The organism is Streptomyces violens (assembly GCF_000717745.1).
Classification (GTDB): Bacteria; Actinomycetota; Actinomycetes; order Streptomycetales; family Streptomycetaceae; genus Streptomyces; species Streptomyces violens.
This window is the reverse complement of the sequence record NZ_JOBH01000001.1, coordinates 133,431-157,955: the sequence shown is the minus strand read 5'-3', so window position 1 is coordinate 157,955 and position 24,525 is coordinate 133,431. Positions and strand designations below refer to the sequence as shown.

The following is a 24,525-nucleotide window of genomic DNA, read 5'->3' as shown; positions in this document are numbered from 1 at the left end:
AGCATGGTCAGCAATCCGACGGCCGCGGCGGCCGAGCGCCGGAAGACCGGTACCCCGCTCCCCGACGAGCTCCTGGACGCGGGCGAGCGGCTGAGCCGCGACGAACTGCGGGCACAGCAGCTCAAGAACCTTCAGGCCACGCTGCGGCACGCGTACGACAACGTGGAGCTGTACCGCAAGAAGTTCGACGCGGCCGGCGTCCGCCCCGAGGACTGCCGCAGCCTGGCGGATCTGGCGCGCTTCCCCTTCACCACCAAGGCCGATCTGCGCGACACGTACCCCTTCGGGATGTTCGCCGTGCCCATGGCGGACGTCCGCCGCCTGCACGCCTCCAGCGGAACGACGGGCCGCCCCACCGTCGTCGGGTACACCGAGGCCGACCTGGACATGTGGGCGGACGTGTTCGCCCGCTCGATCCGCGCGGCCGGCGGCCGCCCGGGCCACAAGGTCCACAACTCCTACGGGTACGGCCTGTTCACCGGCGGACTCGGCGCGCACTACGGTGCCGAGCGGGCCGGCTGCACGGTGATCCCCGCCTCCGGCGGCATGACCGCCCGTCAGGTCCAGCTCATCCAGGACTTCCGGCCCGAGATCATCCTCGTCACGCCCTCGTACATGCTCACCCTCCTCGACGAGTTCGAGCGGCAGGGCGTCGACCCCCGTACGACCTCCCTGGAGATCGGCATCTTCGGTGCCGAGCCGTGGACCGAGGAGATGCGCCGTGAGATCGAGGAGCGGATGGACATCCACGCGGTCGACATCTACGGCCTGTCCGAGGTCATCGGCCCGGGCGTGGCACAGGAGTGCGTGGACACCAAGGACGGGCTGCACGTCTGGGAGGACCACTTCTTCCCCGAGGTCGTCGACCCGGTCACCGGAGAGGCGCTGCCCGACGGCGAGGAGGGCGAGCTGACGTTCACCTCGCTGACCAAGGAGGCGCTGCCGGTCATCCGGTACCGCACCCGCGACCTCACCCGGCTGCTGCCCGGCACGGCCCGCCCGAACTTCCGCCGCATCCAGAAGGTCACCGGGCGCTGCGACGACATGATCATCCTGCGCGGGGTGAACCTCTTCCCGTCCCAGATCGAGGAGATCGTGCTGCGCACCCCCGGGGTCGCCCCGCACTTCCAGCTCCAGCTCTCCCGGCGCGGCCGGATGGACCATCTGACCGTACGGGTCGAGGCGCGCGCCGATGCCGGTACGGAGGCCCGTGCGGCGGCCGCGGCGTCGATCGCCAAGGGCGTCAAGGACGGCGTCGGGGTGACCGTGAGCGTCGACATCGTCGACCCGGAGACGCTGGAGCGCTCGGTCGGCAAGCTCAAGCGCATCGTGGACGTGCGCGAACGGGGCTGATGCCCGCCCGCCCCGGTACGGGGCGCCCGCCGGCCGTACCGGGACGCACCCCGTGTCACAGTGAGGGCATGATCAGACGACCCGACCGGAACCCGGGGGCACGGCAGGGCCGGACCACCTACGACCGCGACTCCCTCGTGGAGGTCGCGGTCGCGGTGTTCAATGAGCGCGGTTACGACGGCACCGGCATGGAGGAGCTGGCCCGCAGGCTGGGCATCAGCAAGTCCTCCATCTACCACCACGTGTCCGGCAAGGAAGAACTGCTCGACCTGGCCGTCGGCCGGGCCCTGGACGCGCTCTTCGCCGTACTCGACGAGCCGTGCGGCGACCACGCGGACGCCACGGCCCGCCTGGAGCACACCGTACGGCGCAGCGTCGAGACCCTGGCCGCCGAGCTGCCCTACGTGACGCTGCTGCTGCGCGTGCACGGGAACAGCGAGGCGGAGAAGCGGGCCCTGGAGCGGCGGCGTGACTTCGATCACCGGGTCGCGGAGCTGGTGCGGCAGGCGGCGGCCGAGGGCGGGGTACGCGGTGACATCGACCCGGGGCTGATCAGCCGGCTGCTGTTCGGCACGGTCAATTCCTTGATCGAGTGGTACCGCCCGGACGGCGGGCTGTCCGTACCGACACTGGCCGACGCGCTGGCCACGATGGTCTTCGACGGCCTACGGGTGCAGCGGGGCTGACCACCCCAGGGCGCGGCGCTCACCACCTGGTGCTGCGGCACGGGCCGCCCCCTGTGTCGGGGGCGCGACACGCCCGGGCGTCGGCCCTTTCCCGATCGGGCCGAATGCGTATGTCTAGGACGGCGCAACGTGGGCAGGGGTGCCGGACGGCCGCGTGGCGCGGGATGCGGAGCACGGTATGTGGGACACCCTGGTGGAATACGCCCCTCCGCGTCTCCCGTTGACGCGGCTGAACACCGACGACCGGACCGGAAGCAGGGAAAGCACATGAGCACGGTAGAGCTCACCAAGGACAACTTCGACGAGATCGTCTCCGGGAACGACTTCGTCCTCATCGACTTCTGGGCCGAGTGGTGCGGTCCGTGCAAGCAGTTCTCGCCGGTCTTCGAGAAGTCCTCCGAGAAGCACGAGGACCTGATCTTCGCCAAGGTCGACACCGAGGCGCAGCCGGAGCTGGCCGCGGCCTTCCAGATCCAGTCGATCCCCACGGTGATGATCGTCCGGGACAACATCGCGGTCTTCTCGCAGCCGGGCGCGCTCCCCGAGGAGGCCCTGGAGGACGTCATCGGCCAGGCCCGCAACCTGGACATGGACGAGGTCCGCGCGTCCGTCGAGGAGGCCCAGAAGGAGCAGCAGGGCGGCGGTGAGTGAACTCCTGCTGATCCGGCACGGTGAGACGGAGTGGAGCCGTTCGGGTCAGCACACCAGCTGGACCGATCTTCCCCTCACCGAGCGCGGCGTCGAGCAGGCCCGTGAACTGGGCCCGCTGCTCGCCGCCCGGAAAGTCGCGCTGACGCTGGTCAGCCCGATGATCCGGGCCCGCAGGACCGCCGAGCTGGCCGGTCTCACCGACGCCGAGGTCGACAGCGACCTGGTGGAGTGGGACTACGGCGGCTACGAAGGCGTGCGCACGGCGGACATCCACCGGACCCGCCCCGAGTGGTTCCTGTTCACCGACGGCGTCGCCCCCGGCCCCGAGGGGCACCCGGGCGAGACGCCCGAGCAGGTGGGGGCGCGCGCCGACCGCGTACTGGCCCGGCTGGCGCCGCGCCGGGCCGCGGCCGACGGGGACGTCGCGCTGGTCGGGCACGCGCACTTCCTGCGCGTGCTGGCGGCCCGGCAGCTGGGGCTGCCGGCGTCCGCAGGCGCGCTGTTCACCTTCGAGACGGGGGCGATCGGCGTGCTCGGCACGGAACACGACCGCCCCGCGGTGGTGGCCTGGAACACCCGGACCCCCTGAAGGGGTCCGGCCCTCGCTGCATACGTACGGAGCCCGCGCGCCTTCTGGCACGCGGGCTCCGCCGTCTGTATGAGGCCGTGCGCGCTTCAGGGGGTCAGCGGCGCCAGCTCCAGAGGGGAGACATGGCCCTCGATCATCGCGGCCAGCCCCTGTACGGCGCAGGTGTCCGGGCGCTCGGCCACCTGGACGGGCATCATCGTGCCCTGCCGGATCATCGGCTCCAGGCCCGGGATCAGCGCGCTGCCGCCGGCCAGCATGATGCCGCGCTCGGCGAGGTCGGCGACCAGGTCGGGCGGGCAGCGCCGCAGCACCTCACTGATGCCGTCGAGGACGCCCGTGAGCCGGGCGGCGATGGCGCGCCGTACGCGTTCGGGCTCCACCAGGACGCAGCGGGCCTCGCCGCTGGCCACGTCGCGGCCGTGCACCTCCACCGGGGCCGTTTCGGGGCCGTCGTCACCGGCGAGCGCCAGGTGCAGCGGACGGATGTTCTGGCTGGCCACCATCAGCTCGTGGTGCAGCCGCAGATGCTGTACGACGGCGTGGTCGACGGCCTCGCCGCCTACGGGGACGGTCTCGGAGGCCACGATGGACCCGAGGGACAACACGGCGACCTGTGTCGTGCCTGCTCCGCAGACCACGATCATCGTCGCTTCCGGCTGTTCGACCGGCAGTCCGCAGCCGACGGCGGCGGCCACCATCGTGTCGACCAGTTCCACCCGCCGGGCGCCGAGCCCGGTGAGCGTCTCCACGGCGGCCCGCTGGGTCAGCGGCTCGCTCCCGGCGGGCAGGCAGACCGCCGCCCGCATGGTGGGTTTGCGCCGCCACGCGCGGCGCAGTTTGTCGCCCACGAGCTGTCGCAGCAGCCGTTGGGCCATCTCGATGTCCACGATGGTGCCGTGGCAGACCGGGCGGACCACCCGGATGTGGTCGGGGGTCCGGCCCGCCATGTACTCGGCGCGGCCGCCGACGGCTATGAGCGCGCCGGTACGGCTGTTGACGGCTGTGACGGTCGGTTCGTCCACGATCAGGCCGTGGTTCTTCACGTACACCCGGGTGCGCGCCGCGCCGAGGTCGACGGCGACCGAGCAACGACGCAGCTGCCCAACGCTGGTGGTCATGGGATTCCTCCGCGGGTGGGCCGATAGGGGCAGGAGCGGCAGCACACCTCTCGACCGTCATCCTTCTGCCGTACGCGTCCGGCTGCCCGCTGAACGGGGCCGTGCGAGTGGCGCCGCGCCGTGCTCCGGGTCAGTCCAGCAGCCGTTGCAGCAGGCCCCAGGTGAACTCCGCGACCCGTGGCTCGGGGCGGCCGGAGGGGGTGTCCGGAGCGGTGAAAGCCAGCCGCCAGCGGGTGGGCGCCGAGCCCTCCATCGGGCGGGCCGGGGGGAACGCGCGTGCGACCTCGTCGACGGTGCAGGACCACGGCACCAGGTCGTCGGCCGTACGGAGTACCGGACCCGACGCACCCGGTGCGCGGACCAGCCACTCGTTCCACACCGCGCCCCCGGGTGCGGCCAGCACCTCGAAGCACAGACCGGGCCAGAGAGGTACCGGCCAGGTCAGCGCCCGGCACGTCAGGTCGCCCACCCGGCGGGCGGTGTCGGTCTCCGGAGGGCCCAGGACCGAGCGGTACCGCTGCAGGGCGCCGCGCGACCGGGGCGAGCGGCTCATCGCCTGCCAGCGGCGGTTGGCCTCGCGCATCTCCGGGCGGGTCACGCCCAGAGTGCGCAGCGCGTCCTCCACCAGGCCCGGCTGGTGGTCCGCCATCCGGCGCAGCAGGACCAGCTGGAAGCCGAGCCGGCCCGGCACGCCGAGCGGCCCCTGCGGCCCTCCTGCGGGCTCCTGCAGCCGGCTCCGCGGCTCGCGTGGGGTTCCGGGCTCATCCGTAGGGCTCATGCCGCACATCGTCGCGCAGTACGGGGCGGGTGGCGGCCGGATTCGTACGGTACGTGGGGTCACCGGGGCCGCGGCCGCGCGGCAGGAAGAGCACGGAGTTGACGTAGCGGCGGTGCGGCACCAGGGTGCGGCGCAGCAGCCCGTGCTCGGCCACATAGGACGTGCGGGCCTGATGCCCCGGGAGGTCGAAGGCGGCCAAGGGGAGCCAGCGGTCCCCGGGCAGCACCCAGCCTCTGTAGTCGCGCGCGGCGATCCACTCCAGGACCGGGCCGAGCGGCTGGATACGGGTCTCCAGTTCCACGAAGAGGGCGGGCCGGTACCGCTCGACGGTGCGTTCGGCGCCGCGCAGCACCTCCGGTTCGGCGCCGTCCACATCGATCTTGATGATCGTCACGTCGGACAGCTCCAGATCGTCCAGGGCCACGCAGCGCACCTCCAGGGCGCTGCGGTGCAGCCGGCGGCGCACCAGTGAGGAGACGCCGCGGTCGCCGCGCCCTCCGGAGGCCAGCCACAGCGTGGCGGTCCCCGAGCGGTCGCCGGCCGCGGCCCGCACCACCTCGACGTTGTCGGGCGTCACGGCCGTCAGGAGCCGCGCCAGGTGCGGCACCGGCTCCAGGGTGACGACCCGGTCGGCGCGGCGCGCCAGATGCCGCGCCCAGGGCCCGTACCAGCCGCCCACGTCCACGGCGGTGCCGCCGGGCCGGCAGAAGTCGGAGAGCCGGCGCAGCTCGGGCTCGAAGCGCGGGTAGAGCAGCGTCGCGGCGGCGGAGACCAGCCGCGGGGGGAGGTGCGGGGCGAACCGCGCGGCGAGCGTCACGGCCGGGCCCCGCCTTCGGAGGCGCCCGCCGCACCGTGTGCCCCGCCCGCCGCTTGCATACGGGACAGCAGCCGCTCGTGCTCTTCGGGGGAGACCTGCTCCCCCGAAGTGGGCAGTAACTGCGGCACGCCGTCCAGGATCGGATAGCGGCGGCGCAGCCGGGGGTTGTAGAGCACGCCCTCCTCGGCGATCAGGGCCAGCGGTCCCTTGTCGAGCGGACAGGCGAGTATGCGCAGCAGCGGATCGTCCGGCTTCATGTACCAGCTCCCTCGTACGAGTTGCGGTGGCGGGACGGCGCCGGCCGCCGTTCGCCGGCGGGTGCCGGTCCACGGCGCGCGCGGCACGGCTAGCGCCCCGCCCGACGGGCGTGCACCAGCAGGATGGACGCCAGCGACGGTACGCGGCAGGCCGCCCGGTCCAGCGGCCGCAGCGGGCGCGGCACATCGTGGTACGGCGCCCCCGCCATCCGGACGACCTCGAACCCGGCAGCCGTCAGGAAACCGCGCAGCGCACGGGCGGTGTAGAGCCGCAGATGGCCGACGACCTGGCTGCCCGGGCGGCCGTGAATGCCGCGCAGGCTCACCTCCGAGAACACCGGCTGCACGCCGGCCAGCAGCAGGCCGCGGTTGTACCAGGCGGCGAGGTTGGGCGTGGAGAGCAGCAGATGGCCGCCCGGACGCAGGACGCGGTGCAACTCGTCGAGGGCGGCGTCGGGGTCCAGGAGGTGCTCGATGACCTCGCTGAAGAGCACTGCGTCGGCCACGCCGTCCCCGAAGGGCAGCCCGGCACCGGTGAGTTCGCCGCGCACGGCATACGGGATGCGCGTCGCCGCGCGGCGCAGCGCGTCCTGTGACCAGTCGACGCCCACGAGGCGGTGACCGGACAGGTACGGCGCGGCGGTGGCCGCCGCCGATCCGTCGCCGCAGCCGACATCGAGGACCGTGGCCGGGGGCCGCCTGTCGTCGGCCGGGCCGAGCGCCCGCGCGAGCATCAGCGCCTGCCGCCGTGCCCGTTCGGCCCCGGACGCGACGGGCACCAACGGGCTCTCGTAGAAGTACCGCAGGCCCCCGGGGCCGTGCCGTGCGCCTGTCGTAGTCATGCGCTCCTCCAGGAGGTCGCCGCCAACGACTCCCCGAAGAGCGCACACAGGGCGGCGCCCGCCGCGTCGTCCAGCAGCGTCCGGGACCAGCGCAGGGTGAGCTGGATCCGGCCGCCGACGGAGACGGTGGCGAGCGACAGCCCGCGTGGCATGCGGGCCGGCGCCGAGAACCACACCCCGGTGGCCCGGCCCGCGTCACCGAAGTCGAACGGGTACGGCACCCGGCCGATGTTGGAGAGCAAGGCGGTGGAGGTCCAGGGCGCGGCGGCGGCTCGCGCGCGGCGGGTGACGGCGGCCCGTATGCCGACCGGCAGCACGGGGGCGGTCAGGGCGGCGCCCGCGAGCCCCAGTTGGCGGCCCGGCGTGTCCTTGAGGGCGCGGGTGCGGGCCGCGGTGCGGCGCAGCAGCCGGGCGACCGCCGCCGGGTCCGGCGGCCCCGAGGCGGCGGCCGGTGCCGCGTCCCGGAGGTCCGCCGGTCCGAAGCGCACGGAGACCAGCCGGGTCCCGTTGCCGAGCGGCATCCCGGTACCGCGCGGCCGGTCGTCGACCGGCATGGTGAGCACCACGGGAGCGGCGCGGGTGCCGTGCAGGCGGTTCCAGCGGGTCACCATCAGGAAGGCGGCCACGAGGAGTTGGTCGTTGACCGTGTACGCGGGCCGGGCCGTCCCGGGGGTGCGGGGCGGGCGGTCCGGTATGGGAAGTTCGGTCAGCACCATGCCGTTGCCGTTGCCGGGGGCCGTGCCGGCACGGGCGGGGGTGATGCGGGCCGGAGGGCGCAGCGCGGTGCTTACGGGTGCTGCGCCGCTCCTCCGGGTGCGTCGGGCGGCAGGCTCCGGGGCGCGTACGGGAGGCGGCGCGGGCGAGTTGGCCGCGCCGCCGTACAGCTCGGCGGTGGTCGCCAGCAGGCGCAGGCAGGACGGGGCGTCCAGCGCGGTGTGGTGGGCGGTGAGGAGCAGTACGGTGCCGGTGCCCGTAGCGGTGGCCTGTTCGATCACCGCCAGGCGTACGGGCGGGCCCGCGTCCAGGGGCGGGCACTCGGCAAGTGCCCGTTCCCGGGCGCGGCGCAGCGCCCCCGGGTCCGCCCCGGAGAAGGACACCGGAGCCGGGCCCGGCGCGCCGGTCGGCTCCCATACGTAGCGCCGGTGCCACCAGCGCACGGGGGCCTGCCGCAGCAGCGCCCTCGGGTGCCGCGCCAGTGCCCGCCCGAAGGCGGCGCGCAGCCGCGGGTGGTCCACGATTCCCGGCAGGTGCACCTCCACGTGCACGGTCTCCGGCTCGGCCTCCTGGGCGCAGTGCCGGGAGATCTCGTCCACGAGGGAGAAGGGGACCGGGGGATGGGGAGGTGGAACGGCGGTGTGCGGCGCCCTGGGCGGGTGCAGGGGCGTCTTGGGGGCCATGGCGGGCATTGGGGTCATGGGGGTCATGGGCTGGGTTCCTCCCCGTCCTTCTCCTCGCGTGGCGTGCTGCCGTCCGGCTCGCTGTCGCGCTTCTTCCGGCGCGGCAGCGGAGGCCGCGGCGTCCCCTCCTGGCGGGGCGGTGTCCGCTCCTCGGGAGGGGGCGTCTCCTCCTCGGGATGGGCCGTCCGCTCTTCGGGAGGCGGTGTCTTCGTCTCCGGAGGCGGTTCCTTCGCCGGTACGGGTGGCAGGACCGCCGTGTCGTCCTCGGAGCCCTGCGGGGCGCCGCCGTCGGCCGGGAGCGGCCGCGTGGGGGCCGGTTCCTGGGCGGGTGCGCCCTCCTCAGCGGCTCCCCCCTCGGCCGCGCCTTCCTCGGCCGGTCCCTCCTCCGGTGCCGGCCGCTTGCGTCGCAGTCGCCACGACGCCGGCCACAGCCGTCCCGGTGGCACCGTCACCAGCGCCGCCGTCAGGGCGAGCAGAGCGAGGGCCTGGGCCGGGGCGCTGAACGGGCCGCGGCCGAGCGCGGCCGGGAGGCCCGCCCCGAAGGACGCCACGACGCCGGCCGCCGCCATCGAGAGGAAAGCGAGCGGCGCGAGGACGCCCGGACGGACGCGGGCGAGCACCGCGAGCACCGGTACGGCCGCTGCGTACGGTCCGGTGGCCAGTGCCAGTACGGCGGTGAGCACGACGACGCCAAGCACCCAGGAGGGCGCGGGCGGCGCCACCGGTACCGGCGTCTCGCCCGCCCTCTTGCGCTGCCGTACCAGCGCACACGCCGCCACCAGGAGCACGCCGACGGCCCCGAGGATCAGCCCCATCCGGTACTGCGCGGCGGGCGCGTAGTACAGGTGGACCGTGCCGCCCCCGCCGGGCGGAATCAGGAACGCCTGCTGCCAGCCGTCCACCCGCAGCGGGGTGAGCGGGCGGCCGTCCAGGGTGGCGCGCCAGCCCTCGTTGGCGTTCTCGTACGTCTGGAGGTAGACCGCGCGACCGGGGCCCACGTAGGCGTCCCGGCTGTCGCCCGACCAGTCCGCGCCCGCGATGACCCGGCGCGGCGCGACGGCCGTCGGTGCCGCGGTGCCGCGGCGGAGCGTCACGTCGGTCAGCACGAGCGGCCCGTCGTCGCCGGCCTCGACACGGTGCCGCCCGGCGGGCAGGGCGACCCGGCCGCCCTCCGCACGGCACAGCTCGACCTTGACGGGGCGGCGCTCCACGAGGTCGCGGATCAGACCGGAGGACTTGGTGGCGTACGCGATGCCGTCGATGGTGAGGTCCGGGCCCCGGCCACAGGGCAGCGAGAAGCGCGCGCCCTCTTTGGGCGGCGGGGTGCGGTACTTCTTGAGGGCCGGGACGTAGATCTCGCTGAGCCCCACGGGCAGTTGGAGCGGCTGTCCGGCGACGGGGTTGTGCAGGGTCAGCGGCGCGACCCGGGAGACAGTGATGTCGAGGCGGTCGGTGGTGATCGGGTCGAAGCGGGCCGTGCCGTTCTCGTCGACCCCGGCGGTGGCCGCCCCGTGGGGCGAGTTGATCCGGACCTGTTCGGGGCGCGCAGAGATGCCGCCGGCGGCGCCCAGCACGATGGTGTCGATCTTCTTCTTGCCCGGCCAGCGCAGATGGACCGTGGGTTTGTCCCCGGCGATCCAGGCGGTGGTCAGATCACCGTCCACGAGGTTGCGCGGGCTGAGCGACTGCCCTGTGGTGCTGGTGGAGTCGGCGGTGACGGTGATCCGGCGGCGCTGTTCGGGCGCGGTCTTCGTGAGCAGCGCGTCCAGGGCGCGGCCGGGGACCGCCAGCGCCTCGGCGGAGACCCGGTACGAGCCGTCGGCACCGGTACGGAACTGGCGGTGCAGCCCGGTCTCCGCCGCGCCCGGGGCGAGCCCGCCGGGGTCGCTGCCCCGGTGCAGCGCGTACGTGGTGGCGGGCGCGTCGGGGTACGTGGAGTCCGCGGGGAGCCGGAGGAACCGGGTGACCCGGACGCCGGGGATGTCCAGCTCCGAGATGCCCGCGCCGGAGACCCCGGGGCGCGGCTGTTCCGCCCCCACGAGGGTGACCTTCAGCCACTTCGCCCGCCCCGGCGGTGCCTTGACCGACTGTCGCCGTCCGTCGGTGCGCAGCTGGCTGACAGCGCTGCCGCGGTCCGTGGTGACGCGTACGGCCGTGGGAGCGGCGCGCAGTCCGTCCCCGGGCAGCGGGGTGAGGGAGAGCGTCGCGGGGACGTCCACGGGGCGGCTGAAGGCGATCCGCAGCCACTGACCCACCGGGTTGCCCGCGCTGCCCTCCGCCCAGGCGGTGTCCGGGTCGCCGTCGAAGGCGTGCACCGGGTCGTATTGGGGGAGGTGGAAGAGCCAGCTGCCGCTGGAGGACGCGGTGACCGTTCGGGCGCCGCGCAGCACGGCGGTGGTCTGGTGCTCGATGCCGCGGGTGGGCAGGATCTGGCGCGGCGGGCGGCCGGGGTCCTGCACGCTGTCCGGGCCGTTCCGCTCGCCGGCGGTGTACGTGTAGGACGTGTTGGTGTTGACCAGGCCGAAGCGGGTATCGGTGCGGCGCAGGCCGTCACCGGTGAGCTGGAGTGCCGGGGTGTCGACACCGGGGTGCGCGTCGCCGGTCAGTACGGCCGGCCGGTCGCGCAGCCGGGGATCGGCGGCGAACTGCAGCAGCGCTTCGGGGCCGCCGCTGAGCTGTGCGGTGTCGGCCGCGGCCTTTACGGTGACGGGCCCGGGGCGCGGGGTGCCCACCGGCTCGTAGATCTCCACCGCGCGCTGCCTCGGGTACAGCCCCTGCACCTGGACCGGGGTGCCGGCCGCGATCCGGCCACTGGTGGTCAGCGGCCCGAAGGAGGCCACCTTGCGGTAGCCGGAGGCCACGAGGGTGCGCCGGACGGTCTGCGGGGGGACGTACCCGATCTGGTCGGGGTCCAGGTCGTTGCGCACCACCACGTGGTACAGCCCCGCCCTGCTGAGGAAGTTGCGCAGGCCCGGCACTTCGGTGCCGGTCATCAGGGCCTGCTCGACGGCGTCCATCGTGCGCCGCGATCCCTTCGTCCCGAAGGGGACGAAGTCGCGCTGCGCCCACCGGGATTCGGCGAGCACGTCCAGCGGCTGGTCGATGGGGGAGCCCCAGGTGTACAGGCCGTGCGCGGTGGCCGGGACGACCAGCGCGCGGTCGTCGGGGCTGTGCTCCTTCAGCCAGTCGGCGGTGCGCTGCCAGTGGGCGGGCAGTCGCGTGAAGGCGCCGGACTGCAGGACCGTGCCGTTCAGGTAGGGCAGGGCGAGGGCCGGGAGCAGCAGGAACGCGACGATCAGGGGCACGTACCAGCGGCCGCCGCGTACCGGACGGCGCTCGCGCGGCCCGTATGCCGCGCCCGTGAGGTGCGCCAGCCCGTACGCCAGCGCGAGGGCGAGGCCGGGCGCGAACTTGTAGACGTTGCGGAACGGCTGCAGCGGCCCGTCCAGCCAGGCGCGCACCTGCTCGTGCAGCGGGCCGCCCAGCGCGCCCCCGTACCCGGCCAGCGTGACCGCCACGACGGCCAGCACGGTCAGCAGCAGCCAGCGCCGCTCGGGCAGGTCCCGGCGGGCGAGCCCGGCCAGGCCCAGCGCGGCGACGAGCGCGGTGCCGAGCACCGTGAAGGCCCCGGCGGCCAGCGTCCAGCCGGCCGGCAGCCAGGGCTCGCCGAAGTTCAGGTACGCGACCCAGTTGCCGGCGCCGCGCAGCAGTTCGGTGGCCGACATGGTGGCGGTGGTGGTGTCGGCCTGCTCGATGTACGGCATGAAGTTCTCGCCGTGCAGGCCCAGAAGGAGCAGCGGTATCGACCACCATGCAGTGGCAAGCACCACGCCCGGCAGCCACCACGCCAGGAGCCGCCACCTCCGGGAGCCGGTACGGGTGAGCACGTACAGCAGCGCGGGCAGCAGCGCGGCGAGCGTGCAGGCCGCGTTGACGCCGCCCATGAAGGGGATCAGCAGCGCCGAACGGGCCGCCGCCAGGCGCGCGGTGCGGCTCGGGTCCGCCAGCGGCAGCAGGACCCACGGGAGGACCGCGCCCGGCAGCGCGGCCGCGGACGTGGAGCCGATGACGATGGTGAAGGCGGGCCACAGCGCATACGTGGCGGCGCCCAGCAACCGGGACGGCGGGCTGCCCACCTTCAGACGCTCGGCCAGCCGCAGTGCACCCCAGAAGGCGGTGGTCACCACCAGGGACAGCCACAGCCGTTCGGCGATCCAGACCGGCAGGTGTGCCAGGTCGGCCAGCGCGTAGTACGGGAGCATCGGGAAGGCGTAGCCGATGTACTGGTCGGCGAGGCCGCCGAACCCGGCCCGGTCGTGCCACAGGTCCCCGAGGTCGACGAGGAACCGCCACGGGGCCAGCGCCACGCCGAGCTTGGTCTCGAAGGTCATCCGGCCCGGCGACGGCGCCAGGAAGGCGACGAAGGCGGCCGCCCAGAAGGTCGGCAGCCAGCTCCGCCGCCGTGGCCGCTCCGGTGGCGGCCCCTCGGGCGCGGGCGTCGGGGTGCTTCCCGGGTCGGGAGAGCCCGGAGAGCGCGAGGTGGCGAGCGTCTGGGTCATGGCAACCGCCGGAGTATGAGAAGGAGGTTCCAGGTGGCGACCTCGCGCACGCCGGGCAGGCGGGCGACGGCGCCGGCCAGGAACGGCGCATAGCGGGACCGTGCGGCGAGCACCTCGATGTCCCGGCGGGCCCGTACCTGGCGCAGCGTGGGCCCGACATGGAGAGCGAAGAGGTTCTCACCGAGGACGTGCTTGGGGCTGCGCCCGGTGCGCCGCCGGTAGCGGTCGCGGGCCCGGCGCGCGCCCAGGTAGTGCCAGGGCGCCGTCTCGTGGCCGCCCCAGGGGGACAGCCAGTTGGTGAAGGCGACGTAGATCAGCCCATCGGGGCGGGTGACCCGCACCATCTCGCTGAGGAAGGTACGCGGGTCGGCGACGTGTTCGAGGACGTTGGAGGAGAAGCAGATGTCCGCGGCGCCGTCCGCGAGCGGCAGCAGGTAGCCGTCGGCGCGCACCGCGCCTTCTGGCGGCGCGCCGCGCGCATACAGTTCGGCCGGGTCCGGTTCGAGGAGCACCGCGAGCGCGCCGCGACGGCGGAACTCCTGGGTGAAGTGCCCCGCACCGCCACCGACATCGGCCACCACGGCCCCGGCCAGCGGCGCGTACCGTTCGAGCTGGTCGGCCGCGTCCCGGGCGAGCAGCCCGTAACAGCCCTCGGGGTCGGTCTGCTCGTGCCGGAAGGCGCGGAGGAGGGCGAGGGACCTGCGCAGGGAAGGATCGCGCACCGCCGCTTCACCGTCCCCGTGCCGTGTACGCGGCCTCCGCGGCCACCGCGCGGAAGCTGCGGACCGTGGCGCTCCACCGGAAGCGTGCGGCGCGCAACTCGGCCGCACGGCCCAGCGCGTGGCGGCGCTCCGGGCTGAAGGCGAGCGCGCACCAGTGGGCGGCGAACGCGCTCTCCCCCCGTGCGAGCAGCCCCGACACCCCGTCCAGTACGGAGTCGCGCAGGCCCGGTATGTCGAAGCCGACGGCCGGGGTGCGCCGGGCCGCGGCCTCCATGACCACCAGGCCCCACCCCTCGACCAGCGAGGGGTGCAGCAACAGCCAGGAACGGCAGAGCAGCTCGTGTTTCTCCCGCTCGGTGACGCGGCCCGTGAAGCGGACGCCGGGGCCCGCCAGGGCCTCCAGGCGGCGCCGCTCGGGCCCGTCCCCGACGATGACCAGGCGGCCCCCGGTGACCGGCCGTACCCGCTCCCACAGCCGCAGGAGCAGGCCGATTCGCTTGTACTCGACGAGTCTGCCCATGGCCAGGAACAGCGGTTCGGGGGACTTCGGGAGCAGCGGACCCGGCTGCTCGACGCCGTTGTGGACCAGCCGGACACGGTCCCGCGGCACACCGAGGCCGTGCAGCGCCTCGGCGGTCGACCCGGAGACCGCGACCATCAGGTTGCCGCGGTGGGTGCCGGCCAGCGCCCACCGCTCCAGACGGCGGCCCAGGAAGGCGGCGGGGGCCGGGCAGCGCAGCCCCCACAGGTCGGTGTGGACGTGGTTGACCAGGCACAGGGTCGGGCCGCTGTGCCAGAGGGGCGCCAGGTACGGCATACCGTTGCAGACCTCCACCAGCAGGTCGCAGCCGCCGACCCGGCGGGCGAACCGGCCGCGGGCACGCAGGAAGTGGCTCACGTCGCCGCCCGCCGAGACCACCCGGTAGCCGCGGTGTGCGACCGGTCCGCCGCACAGCAGGGTGACCTCGTGGCCCAGGGCGGTGAGCCCGCCGGCGAGGCGGTCGACGAGCAGTTCGGAGCCGCCCGCAGCGGGGTTGCCGAGGTCCCGGCGGGCGAGGAAGACGATGCGGCGCGGAACGGGCTGTGGCGCCGTACGGGGCGGTCTGCGGGCGTGCGGGCGCAGTGGCTCGCGCCAGGGGCTTACAGGCTCCAGGGCAGGGGCGTGGGGCAGCGGTGGCACGTGCTGGGGCATCTGCGCTCCCACTCGTCTCAGGGTGCGGTACCCAGGGTGGGGGACGTGCTGCGTACTGAGCCGTGCGGAATGAGCCGACCGGAAAGCGCCGGTGGCCCGAGGGTGGTCAGTGCGCGCCGCGTCCTTCCTCCTGGCCGGACACCGGAGCGACGAACTCCGGCCCCGCGCCCTCCGGTTCGTCCGCACGACGGGCAGCTTCCGGCCGCGGCCGCCGCCCGATGGCGACCAGCACCGCGCCCGCCAGGGCCAGGACGCCGCCCGCCCGGGCCGCCCACTGCGGAACCGTCTCAGCGGCCAGCTCCCGCTTCGTGGCGTCCGCGTCCGCCAGGGCCGCCTGGGCCCGGCGGGTGGCGGGCGTGAAGCGCAGCCGGTGGGCGTCCAGCAGCGTGACCACGTCCCGCTGCCCGCCGGGCGGCCGCAGCGTCCTGCGCGGCGAGGTCACCGCGTCGATGATCCGGCCGGTCAGCGGGTCGACGACCAGCCGGATCCCGGCGTTGGCGTACCACTCCTCGGCCTGGATCTGCGGCTGCCGCGGCCGGCCCACGAACTTGCCCGGCACCTGACGCGTGCCGGTCCTGGCCGCCGGCACCGAACCGGTGAAGACGTAGCCCCGGTACCCCGCCACCCGCCGCGTCCCGGAGTACCGCAGCGGCACCGCCTCCTGGAGCGTGTCGTCCCACCACCGGTAGGTGCGCCGCTGCACATCGAAGGGGAACTTCAGGTACGCCTCGCCCTCGTAGCGCGTGGGGGACTCGGCACAGCAGTGCACCGGTTCGTTCGTTCGCCGGTCGGTGACCCAGCGTCCGGTGGTCCACAGGAGCGCCTTGCGCGGGTCCTTCAGGCGCAGCGTCCGCGGCGTATCGATGGTCGTGGACACGTCCCAGACGGCCCGTCCGGTGCGCTCGCTGTCCGCCACGTCACCGAGCACGTGCCGGGTGATCGTGAGACGGCCCTTTCTGGTCTCCAGGTCCTCGGTCTCGAAGTAGCGCCCGGTCCCGGTGAGCACCGTGGTGACGTCGACGTCCACGGGGGTCCGCTTCGTCCGCGGCTCGACGTACCAGGTCAGCATCGCCGCCAGGACCAGCAGGAACACGCCGCTGCCGAGCAGGGCCAGCGACAGGGGTGAGGCAGTCTTCCGCATACGGGCACTCCTGTGAGGCAGGCGCGGGGCACTCCCTGAGAGCCCGTGCCGGGCTCCGAGCGGCACACCGTAGCGGCGCGCCTGCCGGGCCGGGCGCCGGTGCCCGGAGGTGGGCCGAACGGGCACGGAAGCGGGCCGAAACCGTACCGGCGGTCGTACCCGGCCCTGGGCCGGGCGCAGTAGGCGCGCCTTGACACCCCGTCAGCGCCCGCCGAGACTCTGGGCGCCGCACACGGCGGTGAGGTACGACGACGAAGGGGCCGCCGCGCCATGCCACGACTGCTCGCCGCCGCCCTGACCTGTCTGGCCGCCGCCGCGCTGGCCGTCGGCGCGGGCCTCGGCGCCGTCGCCGTGCTGCACGCCACCCCGGAGCAGCCGAACGTCCCGCTGGTCACCTTTGAGCGGACCGGCGGGTAAGGGAGTGAGGACGCCGCCCGCCCCGGGGCGGCGAGCGGCGCTGCACTTACGGGGCGCCTGCCGCGCACGCCCTTCGGGTCAGCTGAAGTCCAGGTCCCCGGTGCGTGTCCGCTTCAGCTCGAAGAACTTGTCGTAACCGGCGAGCAGGCGGGCGCCGTCGAAGACCCGTACCGCCTCCTCGCCGCGCGGGATCGCGGACAGTACGGGGCCGAAGAAGGCCACGCCGTCGATGTGGATCGTGGGCGTGCCGACCTCGTAGCCGACCGGGTCCATGCCTTCGTGGTGGCTCGCGCGCAGCGCCTTGTCGTACGCGGTGCTGCGGGCCGCCTCGGCCAGCTCGGCGGGGAGCCCCACCTCGGCCAGCGCCTCCGCGATCACGGCGTCCAGCTCCTCGCCGCGGCCCTCGTTGTGGATGCGCGTGCCGAGCGCGGTGTACAGGTCGCGCAGCACCTCCTCGCCGCGCTGCTGGGCCGCGGCGATGCAGACGCGGACCGGGCCCCAGCCCCGTTCGAGCAGCTCTTTGTACTGCTCCGGGAGGTCCTCGCGGCCTTCGTTCAGGACGGCCAGGCTCATGACCCGGAAGCGCAGGTCCAGGTCGCGGTGGCGCTCCACTTCCAGGATCCAGCGGGAGGAGATCCAGGCGAAGGGGCAGAGCGGGTCGAAGTAGAAATCGACGGCGGTGCGGCTGTTTTCGGTACTCATGGCCTCACCGTAGAGGCGCGGCGCCCTCTCCGGGGTCGGTACCGGCAGCACCCGCCGTGTCGTCCGTGACGTCGTCGGCGTCCATCCCCAGCATCCGTCGCAGCAGCTCCTTGAGCACCGTCCGCTCGGCGAACGTCAGGCCGCCCAGCGGCTCGCGCGCGAAGCCGAGCGCGGCGCGCAGCTCCTCCGCCGTGCTCCGGCCCGCCTCGGTCGGCGCGGCGAGCTTCACGCGGCGGTCGGCCGGGTCGGGGCGGCGCTCGACCAGGCCGCGGGACTCCAGGCGGTCCACGATCCCCGTGACGTTCGACGGCTCGCACTTCAGGCGCTGCGCGATGCGGCGCATGGGCAGCGGCTCGCGCGCGAGGAGTCCCAGCACCCGGGCCTGGGCACCCGTGAGCGCATGCTCGGCCGCCGCGTGCTCGTACTCCTCGTGGTAACGGGCGACGACGGTGCCGATCAGTTCCACGACCTCGAGGGTCAACGGGTCGGTGCGAGGCGTCATACGGATGAGGATACCGGGTTGCTTGACAACGTGAAATATTGAGGAGCATGGTTGTTTCAGTACATGAAGCATCTGCTGCATCAGGAGGCTCCGGGCATGTCTGCACTCCCCACGACCGGCCGCGAATGGCACCTCGTCGCCCGCCCGCAGGGCTGGCCGACCCCGGCCGACTTCGCCCTGCGTGAGGCGCCGGTCGCCGAGCCCGGCGAGGGCCAGGTCCTGGTCCGTAACATCCACTTCTCCGTCGACCCGTACATGCGCGGCCGCATGAGCACGGCGAAGTCGTACGTCGAGCCGTTCGAGCTGGACAAGCCCATGCAGGGCGGCGCGGTCGGCGAGGTCATCGCCTCCAACGCCGACGGCTTCGAGGTCGGCGACCACGTCCTGCACTTCCTCGGCTGGCGCCAGTACGCCACGGTCAACGCGAAGTCCGCAGTGAAGGTCGACCCCGAGGCCGCCCCGCTGAGCACCTACCTCGGCGTCCTGGGCATGCCCGGGCTGACCGCCTACGCGGGTCTGCTCCGGGTCGCGGACTTCAAGGAGGGCGACGCGGTCTTCGTCTCCGGCGCTGCGGGTGCGGTCGGCGGTCAGGTCGGCCAGATCGCCAAGCTCAAGGGCGCGTCCCGGGTGATCGGCTCGGCCGGTTCGGACGAGAAGGTCAAGGTCCTCCTGGAGGAGTACGGCTTCGACGCGGCGTTCAACTACAAGAACGGCCCGGTGAAGGACCAGCTCAAGGAGGCCGCGCCCGACGGCATCGACGTCTACTTCGACAACGTCGGCGGGGACCACCTGGAGGCGGCCATCGCGGCGCTGAACCTGCACGGCCGCATCGCCGTCTGCGGCATGATCTCCCAGTACAACGCGACCGAGCCGACCCCGGCCCCGCGCAATCTGGCGCAGATCATCGCCAAGCGCTTCCGCATGGAGGGCCTGCTCGTCGGCGATCACTATGACCTCCAGCCGCAGTTCGTCGAGGAGGTCTCCGCCTGGGTGCGGTCCGGCGAGCTCAAGTACCGCGAGACGTTCGTGGAGGGCATCGAGAACGGCGTCGAGGCGTTCCTCGGCCTCCTCCGCGGCGAGAACACCGGCAAGATGGTCGTCAGCCTGCCCGCCTGACACGCCACGGCAGCCGCGGGAGATCACTGCGGCTCGCTCTACCGGCAGCCGCCGGAGATGCCGTCGCGCTGCCGGCAGCTACGGAGGATCCCTTCGCGCTGTCGGCAGCCGCGGGAGATCACTGCGGCTCGCTCCACCGGCAGCGGCGGGAGATGCCGTTGCCCTGCCGGCTGCGGGGGTCGCCTCCGTAGCCGGCGGCTGCCGGAGATCGCCATCGCCCTACCGGTGGCTGAGGAAATCGTCAAGCCCCCTTGCTCGCGGCCCCCTTGTGGCCGCCCGTTAGGCTCGGGGGCAAGCCGCCGCGATCGTGGGCGCGAGTCGCGGCGTACGTACAGGAGGAATCCGTATGTCCATCCAGCCCGTCGACGTCGTCTACACCGCTGTCGCCACGGCGGAGAACGGCCGTGACGGCCGTGTCGCCTCCGACGACGGCAAGCTCGACGTCGTCGTCAACCCGCCCAAGGAGCAGGGCGGCAGCGGCGCCGGCACCAACCCCGAGCAGCTTTTCGCCGCCGGGTACAGCGCCTGCTTCCAGGGCGCGCTGAGCGTCGTGGCCCGCCAGGAGAAGGCGGACGTCTCCGGCTCGCAGGTGACCGCCAAGGTCGGCATAGGCAAGACCCCGGCCGGCGGCTTCGGCCTCAAGGTCGAGATCTCGGCCTCGATACCGAACGTCGACGCGGACACCGCGAAGGCGCTGGTGGAGAAGGCGCACCAGGTCTGCCCGTACTCGAACGCCACCCGCGGCAACATCGAGGTCGCGCTGACCGTCGCCTGACCCGTGACGATGCGGCGCACGCCGCAAGAAGGGCCGCACCCCCGCCGGGGTGCGGCCCTTCGCCGTCTGCACAGCGGCCCCGTTCCCGCCCGCACCGCTCGCCGTTTTCGCCCAGCACGGCAGCCCCCACCCTCAGCCTCATGTGACGCAGCCGACACTTACGAAACCTTGACGCCACGCCCGTGTAATCGATTACGTAGCCCCACTGCAACGCGAGTAATCGATTACACGCGACAACTGGACGAGAGCGGGAGGGCGAGGGCGCCATGGCGAACATCAAGGACGTTGCCGAGCGGGCCGGCGTCTCCGTGGCCACCGTCTCCCGCGTGCTCAACGGCCTCTCGCCCGTCGCGGCCACCCGCGACCGCGTGCTCGCCGCCGTCGCCGAGCTCGGCTACCGGCCCAACAACGTCGCCCGCGCCCTGCGCACCGCCCGTACCGGCGCGCTCGGTCTGCTCATCGGCGACCTCACCAACCCGTTCTTCACCGAACTTGCCGACGCCGTGGAGGACGAGGCCCGCAGCCTCGGCTACAGCCTGGTCATCGGCAACGCCGGCGAGAGCCCGCAGCAGCAGGACGACCACATCCGTACGCTCATCGACCGGCGGATCGACGGCCTGCTGGTCAGCTCGGCCGGCACCGGTTCGCCCGTACTGCGCGAGATCGCCGCGGCCGGTACCCCGCTGGTCCTGCTCGATCGCGCCGTCGACGGGCTCGACGTGCCCTGCGTACGGGCCGACGGCCGGGCGGCGCTGGCCGACCTCGCCGCGCACTTCGCCGCGCTCGGCCGCCGCCGCCCCGCGATCATCGTCGCGCCGGCCGGCACCCGCACCGGCGCGGACCGGCTGCGGTTCTTCCGGGAGGCGCTGCGCCCGTACGGCATCGAGCTGCCCGACGAGCGGGTCGGCTCCACGCCCGACCTCCAGCCCACCGGCGGCCGCCGGGTCATGCGCGGCTTCCTGGACCTCCCCGAGCCGCCGGACGCGGTGCTCGCCACGGACAACCTGATGGCGCTCGGGGCGATGGACGAGATCCGGGCGCGCGGTCTGCGCGTACCGGACGACGTGGCGCTGGTGGTCTACGACGACGTGCCGTGGTTCCGGCACACCGACCCGCCGCTGACCGCCATCGCGCAGCCCACCCGCGAGCTGGGCCGGGCTGCCGTGCACACCCTGCTGGAGCGGATCGAGGGCAGGCCGGCCGAGTCCGTACTGCTCCCGGCCCGCCTCGTACCGCGCCGCTCCTGCGGCGAGGCCGGCCCCCACAGCCACCGAAGCCACCACGACCGAGGTCATCACGACAACGAGAGGGGCAGCGCATGACCGGCGTCAACGACGACGTTCCGGGCGGCCGCGAACTGCTGCGCGTGGAGGGGGTGACGAAGTCGTTCCCCGGTGTGCGCGCCCTGGACGGCGTGGACATGAGCCTGCGCGCCGGCGAGGTACACGTACTCCTCGGCGAGAACGGCGCGGGCAAGAGCACCCTGATCAAGATGCTCTCCGGCGCGCACCGCCCGGATACGGGGCGCATCGTGGTCGGCGGCGACGAAGTCGCCATCCGCTCGGCCCAGGACGCCGAACGGCTCGGCATCGCCACCATCTACCAGGAGTTCAACCTCGTCCCCGGTCTCACCGTCGCCGAGAACATCTTCCTCGGCCGGCAGCCGCGCACCGCGCTCGGCCTGGTCGACAGGAAGACCATGCGGGCCCGCGCCGCCGAACTGCTGAAGCGGGTACGGCTGGACGTCTCCCCGAACACGCCCGTCGCCGAACTGGGCATCGCCCGGCTCCAGATGGTCGAAATCGCCAAGGCACTGAGTCTTGAAGCGCGAATACTGATCATGGATGAGCCCACAGCCGTTCTCACCTCCGAGGAGGTGGACACGCTCTTCGGGCTCGTCCGCGAGCTGCGCGAGTCCGGCGTCGGCATCATCTTCATCACCCACCATCTGGAGGAGATCGGCGCGCTCGGCGACCGGGTCACCGTGCTGCGCGACGGCCGGTCCGTCGACGAGGTGCCCGCGTCCACCGACGAGGACGAGCTGATCCGCCTCATGGTCGGCCGGGACATCGCCGAGCAGTACCCGCGGCAGCGCCCCGAGGAGCCGGGCGCGCCCCTGCTGCGGGTGCGCGGGCTGACCCGTAACGGCCCCAAGGGCCTGCCGGTGTTCCAGGACGTCGGCTTCGAGGTGCGGGCCGGGGAGGTCGTCGGCCTCGCCGGGCTGGTGGGCGCGGGCCGTACCGAGGTCGCCCGGGCGATCTTCGGCGTGGATGCCTACGACGCCGGCACGGTCGAGATCGACGGTACGGAGCTGGCCCGCGGCGACGTGCGTGCCGCCATGCGTGCCGGGCTCGGGCTGGTGCCCGAGGACCGCAAGGGCCAAGGGCTCGTACTGGACGCCTCGCTGCAGGACAACCTCACCCTCGCCCGGCTGGACCGGGACACCCGCGGTGGCCTGGTGGACCGCGGTGCGCAGCGGCGCGAGGCGGCCCGGGTGGCGGGCCAGTTGAAGGTACGGATGAGTGGGCTCGGGCAGAGCGCCCGCACCCTCTCCGGCGGCAATCAGCAGAAGATCGTCATCGGCAAGTGGCTGCTGACCGACACCCGGCTGCTGATCCTCGACGAGCCGACGCGCGGCATCGACGTCGGCGCGAAGGTCGAGATCTACCAGCTGATCAACGAACTGACGGCGTCCGGCCGGGCCGTCCTGATGATCTCCAGCGATCTGCCCGAGGTGCTCGGCATGAGCGACCGGGTGCTGGTGATGTCCCAGGGCCGGCTGGCCGGTGAGCTGTCGGCCGCCGAGGCCACCCAGGACGCGGTGATGGAGCTGGCGCTCCAGGCCGCCCCCGAGAGCACGACGAACAACGACGAGAGCGCGATGGAGGGCTCCGATGTCCGCTGAGGTGAAGACGGGAGCCGCCGCCGAGGCGGTGGGTGAGGCACCGGACCGGGACGGTTTCGGGCCGTGGTTCTCCCGCGCGGTGCTGCGGAACGGGCCGCTGGGCGGCCTGATCGCGCTGGTCGTGGTGATGGCGGTGCTCTCCAGGGACTTCCTGAACGGGCAGAACCTCCTCAACGTCGGCGTGCAGGCGTCGGTCACCGCGATCCTGGCCTTCGGCGTCACCTTCGTGATCGTCTCGGCCGGCATCGACCTGTCCGTCGGCTCGGTCGCGGCCCTCTCGGCGACGGTCGTCGCCTGGGCGGCCACCACCGAGGGCCTGCCGGTGATCGTCGCCGTACTGCTCGGGCTGGTGGTCGGCGCGGCGGCGGGCCTGCTCTCCGGCGCGCTCGTCGCGTACGGCAAGCTGCCCGCCTTCATCGCCACGCTCGCGATGCTGTCCGTCGGCCGCGGCCTCGCGCTGGTGATATCCGGCGGCTCGCCGATCGCGTTCCCCGCCTCGATCAGCAAGCTCGGCGACACGCTCGGCGGCTGGCTGCCGGTGCCCGTGCTCGTCATGATCGTGATGGGGCTGATCGCGGCGCTGATACTGGCCCGCACGTACACCGGCCGCGCGATGTTCGCCATCGGCGGCAACGAGGAGGCCGCCCGGCTCTCCGGTATCAACGTCAAGCAGCGCAAGCTCGTCATCTACGCGCTGTCCGGGCTGTTCGCCGCCGTCGCGGGCATCGTCCTCGCGGCGCGGCTCACCTCCGCCCAGCCGCAGGCCGCCACCGGTTACGAACTGGACGCCATCGCGGCCGTCGTCATCGGCGGCGCCAGCCTCTCCGGCGGCTCCGGCAAGGCGTCCGGCACGCTCATCGGCGCGCTGATCCTCGCGGTGCTGCGCAACGGCCTGAACCTGCTGAGCGTCTCCGCGTTCTGGCAGCAGGTCGCCACCGGCCTGGTCATCGCCCTCGCGGTCCTGCTGGACACGCTGCGGCGGCGGAGCGCGCGGTGAGGGGGCGGCGGATGCGCACGGGCGCCCTTGCCGCGACGGCTTCGGTACTGGCGGCCCTCGCCCTCAGTGGCTGCGACCGCGGCGGGAACACCGACCTCGGCCTCGCCCTGTCGACCATGAACAACCCGTTCTTCGTGGGTATCAAGGAAGGCGCGCAGGCCGAGGCCGAGGCGCGCGGACTGAAGATCAACATCACCGACGCGCAGAACGACCCCACCCAGCAGATCAACCAGATGGAGACGTTCACCAGCCAGAACGTCAAGGCCGCGATCATCAACCCGGTCGACTCCGACGCCGCCGTACCGGCCGTCGGCGTCGCCAACCGCGCGGACGTCCCCGTCATCTCCCTGGACCGCGGCGTCAACGGCGGAAAGGTCGGCTCGACCATCGCCTCCGACAACGTCGCGGGCGGCCGGCTCGCCGCGAAGACGCTCGCCGAATCGCTCGGCGGCAAGGGCAAGGTGGCGTTCCTCGAAGGCCAGCCGGGCACCTCGGCGGCGCGCGAGCGCGGCCAGGGCTTCGAGGAGGGCATCAAGAAGTACCCCGGTATCCAGGTCGTCGCGCGGCAGCCCGCCGACTTCGACCGCACCAAGGGCATGGACGTGATGTCCAATATGCTCCAGGCGCACCGCGACATCGCCGGCGTCTTCGCCGCCAACGACGAGATGGCGCTCGGCGCGTCGAAGGCGCTCGGCGCGAAGTCGGGCAAGGCAGTCAAGGTCGTGGCCTTCGACGGCACGCCGGACGGCGTCAAGGCGGTACGGAATGGGACGCTGACGGCGACCGTCGCGCAGCAGCCGAAGCTGCTCGGCAAGCAGGCCGTGGACTGGGCGCTCAAGGCCGCCCGGCACCAGCCGCTGCCGAAGCAGGTGAAGGTGCCGGTGGTACTGGTGACGCAGAAGAACGCGGCACGGTACGAGGGATGACCGCGGCGCGGTACGAGGGTTGACCGCAGCGCGGTAACGACGGATGACCGTAGTGCGGTACGACGGATGACCGCGGCGACGGC

General features: G+C 73.4%; 21 protein-coding genes and 1 pseudogene. 10 read left to right on the top strand and 12 right to left on the bottom strand.

All coding sequences use genetic code 11. The annotated features are described in order from the left end of the window. Positions 1-3 precede the first annotated feature (3 nt). From paaK to IF04_RS0100710, 4 genes are all read left to right on the top strand, one after another. Positions 4-1,353: a phenylacetate--CoA ligase PaaK gene (paaK, locus tag IF04_RS0100725; protein WP_030249228.1), complete on the top strand. Its 1,350-nt coding sequence runs from the start codon at positions 4-6 to the stop codon at positions 1,351-1,353. A 68-nt stretch (positions 1,354-1,421) separates the two neighbouring features. Continuing rightward, a complete protein-coding gene (locus tag IF04_RS0100720) occupies positions 1,422-2,039 on the top strand; it encodes a TetR/AcrR family transcriptional regulator (protein ID WP_030249225.1) in 618 nt (205 codons plus the stop codon). Between the two features lie 267 nt (positions 2,040-2,306). Continuing rightward, positions 2,307-2,690 (top strand): thioredoxin, encoded by a 384-nt coding sequence (gene trxA / locus IF04_RS0100715; RefSeq protein ID WP_030249222.1) that lies wholly within the window; start codon positions 2,307-2,309, stop codon positions 2,688-2,690. Beyond that, positions 2,683-3,279 (top strand): histidine phosphatase family protein, encoded by a 597-nt coding sequence (locus tag IF04_RS0100710; protein ID WP_030249220.1) that lies wholly within the window; start codon positions 2,683-2,685, stop codon positions 3,277-3,279. The genes trxA and IF04_RS0100710 overlap by 8 nt, the downstream gene beginning before the upstream one ends. 86 nt (positions 3,280-3,365) lie before the next feature. On the opposite strand, the gene IF04_RS0100705 is transcribed toward IF04_RS0100710, so the two are convergent. The 10 genes from IF04_RS0100705 to pgfA all read right to left on the bottom strand — a co-directional run bounded on the left by IF04_RS0100705 (position 3,366) and on the right by pgfA (position 16,102). Further along, on the bottom strand, positions 3,366-4,397 hold the full coding sequence (locus tag IF04_RS0100705; RefSeq protein ID WP_030249218.1) for a rod shape-determining protein: 1,032 nt from the start codon (positions 4,395-4,397) through the stop codon (positions 3,366-3,368). A gap of 130 nt (positions 4,398-4,527) precedes the next feature. Next, positions 4,528-5,175 carry a hypothetical protein gene (locus IF04_RS0100700; protein WP_245654230.1) on the bottom strand — a complete coding sequence of 216 codons (648 nt, stop codon included), beginning with the start codon at positions 5,173-5,175 and terminating at the stop codon, positions 4,528-4,530. Then, the gene (locus tag IF04_RS0100695) at positions 5,159-5,992 is read right to left on the bottom strand and encodes an FkbM family methyltransferase (RefSeq protein ID WP_037957916.1); all 834 of its coding nucleotides are present in this window, start codon (positions 5,990-5,992) and stop codon (positions 5,159-5,161) included. The genes IF04_RS0100700 and IF04_RS0100695 overlap by 17 nt, the downstream gene beginning before the upstream one ends. Further along, complete coding sequence (locus tag IF04_RS0100690) at positions 5,989-6,249, bottom strand: Trm112 family protein (RefSeq protein ID WP_030249212.1); 261 nt, start codon at positions 6,247-6,249, stop codon at positions 5,989-5,991. Before IF04_RS0100690 ends, IF04_RS0100695 begins: the two co-directional genes overlap by 4 nt. A gap of 89 nt (positions 6,250-6,338) precedes the next feature. Then, complete coding sequence (locus tag IF04_RS0100685) at positions 6,339-7,091, bottom strand: class I SAM-dependent methyltransferase (RefSeq protein ID WP_030249211.1); 753 nt, start codon at positions 7,089-7,091, stop codon at positions 6,339-6,341. Next, positions 7,088-8,515 (bottom strand): condensation protein, encoded by a 1,428-nt coding sequence (locus IF04_RS0100680; RefSeq protein ID WP_245654229.1) that lies wholly within the window; start codon positions 8,513-8,515, stop codon positions 7,088-7,090. Before IF04_RS0100680 ends, IF04_RS0100685 begins: the two co-directional genes overlap by 4 nt. Then, positions 8,512-13,047, bottom strand: a complete 4,536-nt coding sequence (locus tag IF04_RS0100675; protein WP_078599688.1) for an alpha-(1->3)-arabinofuranosyltransferase domain-containing protein — start codon at positions 13,045-13,047, stop codon at positions 8,512-8,514. The genes IF04_RS0100680 and IF04_RS0100675 overlap by 4 nt, the downstream gene beginning before the upstream one ends. Then, on the bottom strand, positions 13,044-13,769 hold the full coding sequence (locus IF04_RS0100670; protein WP_030249205.1) for a class I SAM-dependent methyltransferase: 726 nt from the start codon (positions 13,767-13,769) through the stop codon (positions 13,044-13,046). Before IF04_RS0100670 ends, IF04_RS0100675 begins: the two co-directional genes overlap by 4 nt. A 7-nt stretch (positions 13,770-13,776) precedes the next feature. Continuing rightward, positions 13,777-14,961 carry a glycosyltransferase family 4 protein gene (locus IF04_RS0100665; RefSeq protein WP_030249203.1) on the bottom strand — a complete coding sequence of 395 codons (1,185 nt, stop codon included), beginning with the start codon at positions 14,959-14,961 and terminating at the stop codon, positions 13,777-13,779. Positions 14,962-15,067: 106 nt separating this feature from the next. After that, positions 15,068-16,102, bottom strand: coding sequence for a cell envelope lipid trafficking protein PgfA (gene pgfA, locus IF04_RS0100660; RefSeq protein WP_037957911.1), 1,035 nt, complete (start codon positions 16,100-16,102; stop codon positions 15,068-15,070). A gap of 270 nt (positions 16,103-16,372) precedes the next feature. Here pgfA and IF04_RS38990 point away from each other — a divergent pair, with 270 nt between their 5' ends. Continuing rightward, a complete protein-coding gene (locus IF04_RS38990) occupies positions 16,373-16,519 on the top strand; it encodes a hypothetical protein (RefSeq protein ID WP_169746102.1) in 147 nt (48 codons plus the stop codon). 78 nt (positions 16,520-16,597) lie between these two features. Here the strand turns inward: IF04_RS38990 and IF04_RS0100650 are convergent, their stop codons facing one another. Then, positions 16,598-17,221: a mycothiol-dependent nitroreductase Rv2466c family protein gene (locus tag IF04_RS0100650; protein WP_030249197.1), complete on the bottom strand. Its 624-nt coding sequence runs from the start codon at positions 17,219-17,221 to the stop codon at positions 16,598-16,600. A 4-nt stretch (positions 17,222-17,225) separates the two neighbouring features. Beyond that, positions 17,226-17,723, bottom strand: a complete 498-nt coding sequence (locus tag IF04_RS0100645; protein ID WP_051830535.1) for a MarR family winged helix-turn-helix transcriptional regulator — start codon at positions 17,721-17,723, stop codon at positions 17,226-17,228. Between the two features lie 96 nt (positions 17,724-17,819). Between IF04_RS0100645 and IF04_RS0100640 the strand changes: the two genes are divergently transcribed. The 5 genes and pseudogenes from IF04_RS0100640 (at position 17,820) to IF04_RS39450 (ending at position 24,442) form a co-directional block, all read left to right on the top strand. After that, complete coding sequence (locus IF04_RS0100640) at positions 17,820-18,839, top strand: NADP-dependent oxidoreductase (RefSeq protein ID WP_030249192.1); 1,020 nt, start codon at positions 17,820-17,822, stop codon at positions 18,837-18,839. 346 nt (positions 18,840-19,185) lie between these two features. Continuing rightward, positions 19,186-19,614, top strand: coding sequence for an organic hydroperoxide resistance protein (locus IF04_RS0100635; protein WP_030249189.1), 429 nt, complete (start codon positions 19,186-19,188; stop codon positions 19,612-19,614). Positions 19,615-19,880: 266 nt separating this feature from the next. Beyond that, the gene (locus IF04_RS0100630; protein ID WP_051830534.1) at positions 19,881-20,936 is read left to right on the top strand and encodes a LacI family DNA-binding transcriptional regulator; all 1,056 of its coding nucleotides are present in this window, start codon (positions 19,881-19,883) and stop codon (positions 20,934-20,936) included. Continuing rightward, the gene (locus IF04_RS0100625) at positions 20,933-22,519 is read left to right on the top strand and encodes a sugar ABC transporter ATP-binding protein (protein ID WP_030249183.1); all 1,587 of its coding nucleotides are present in this window, start codon (positions 20,933-20,935) and stop codon (positions 22,517-22,519) included. Before IF04_RS0100630 ends, IF04_RS0100625 begins: the two co-directional genes overlap by 4 nt. After that, positions 22,509-24,442, top strand: a pseudogene (locus IF04_RS39450) (ABC transporter permease/substrate-binding protein). The gene IF04_RS0100625 and the pseudogene IF04_RS39450 overlap by 11 nt, the downstream one beginning before the upstream one ends. The last annotated feature ends 83 nt before the right edge of the window (positions 24,443-24,525 follow it).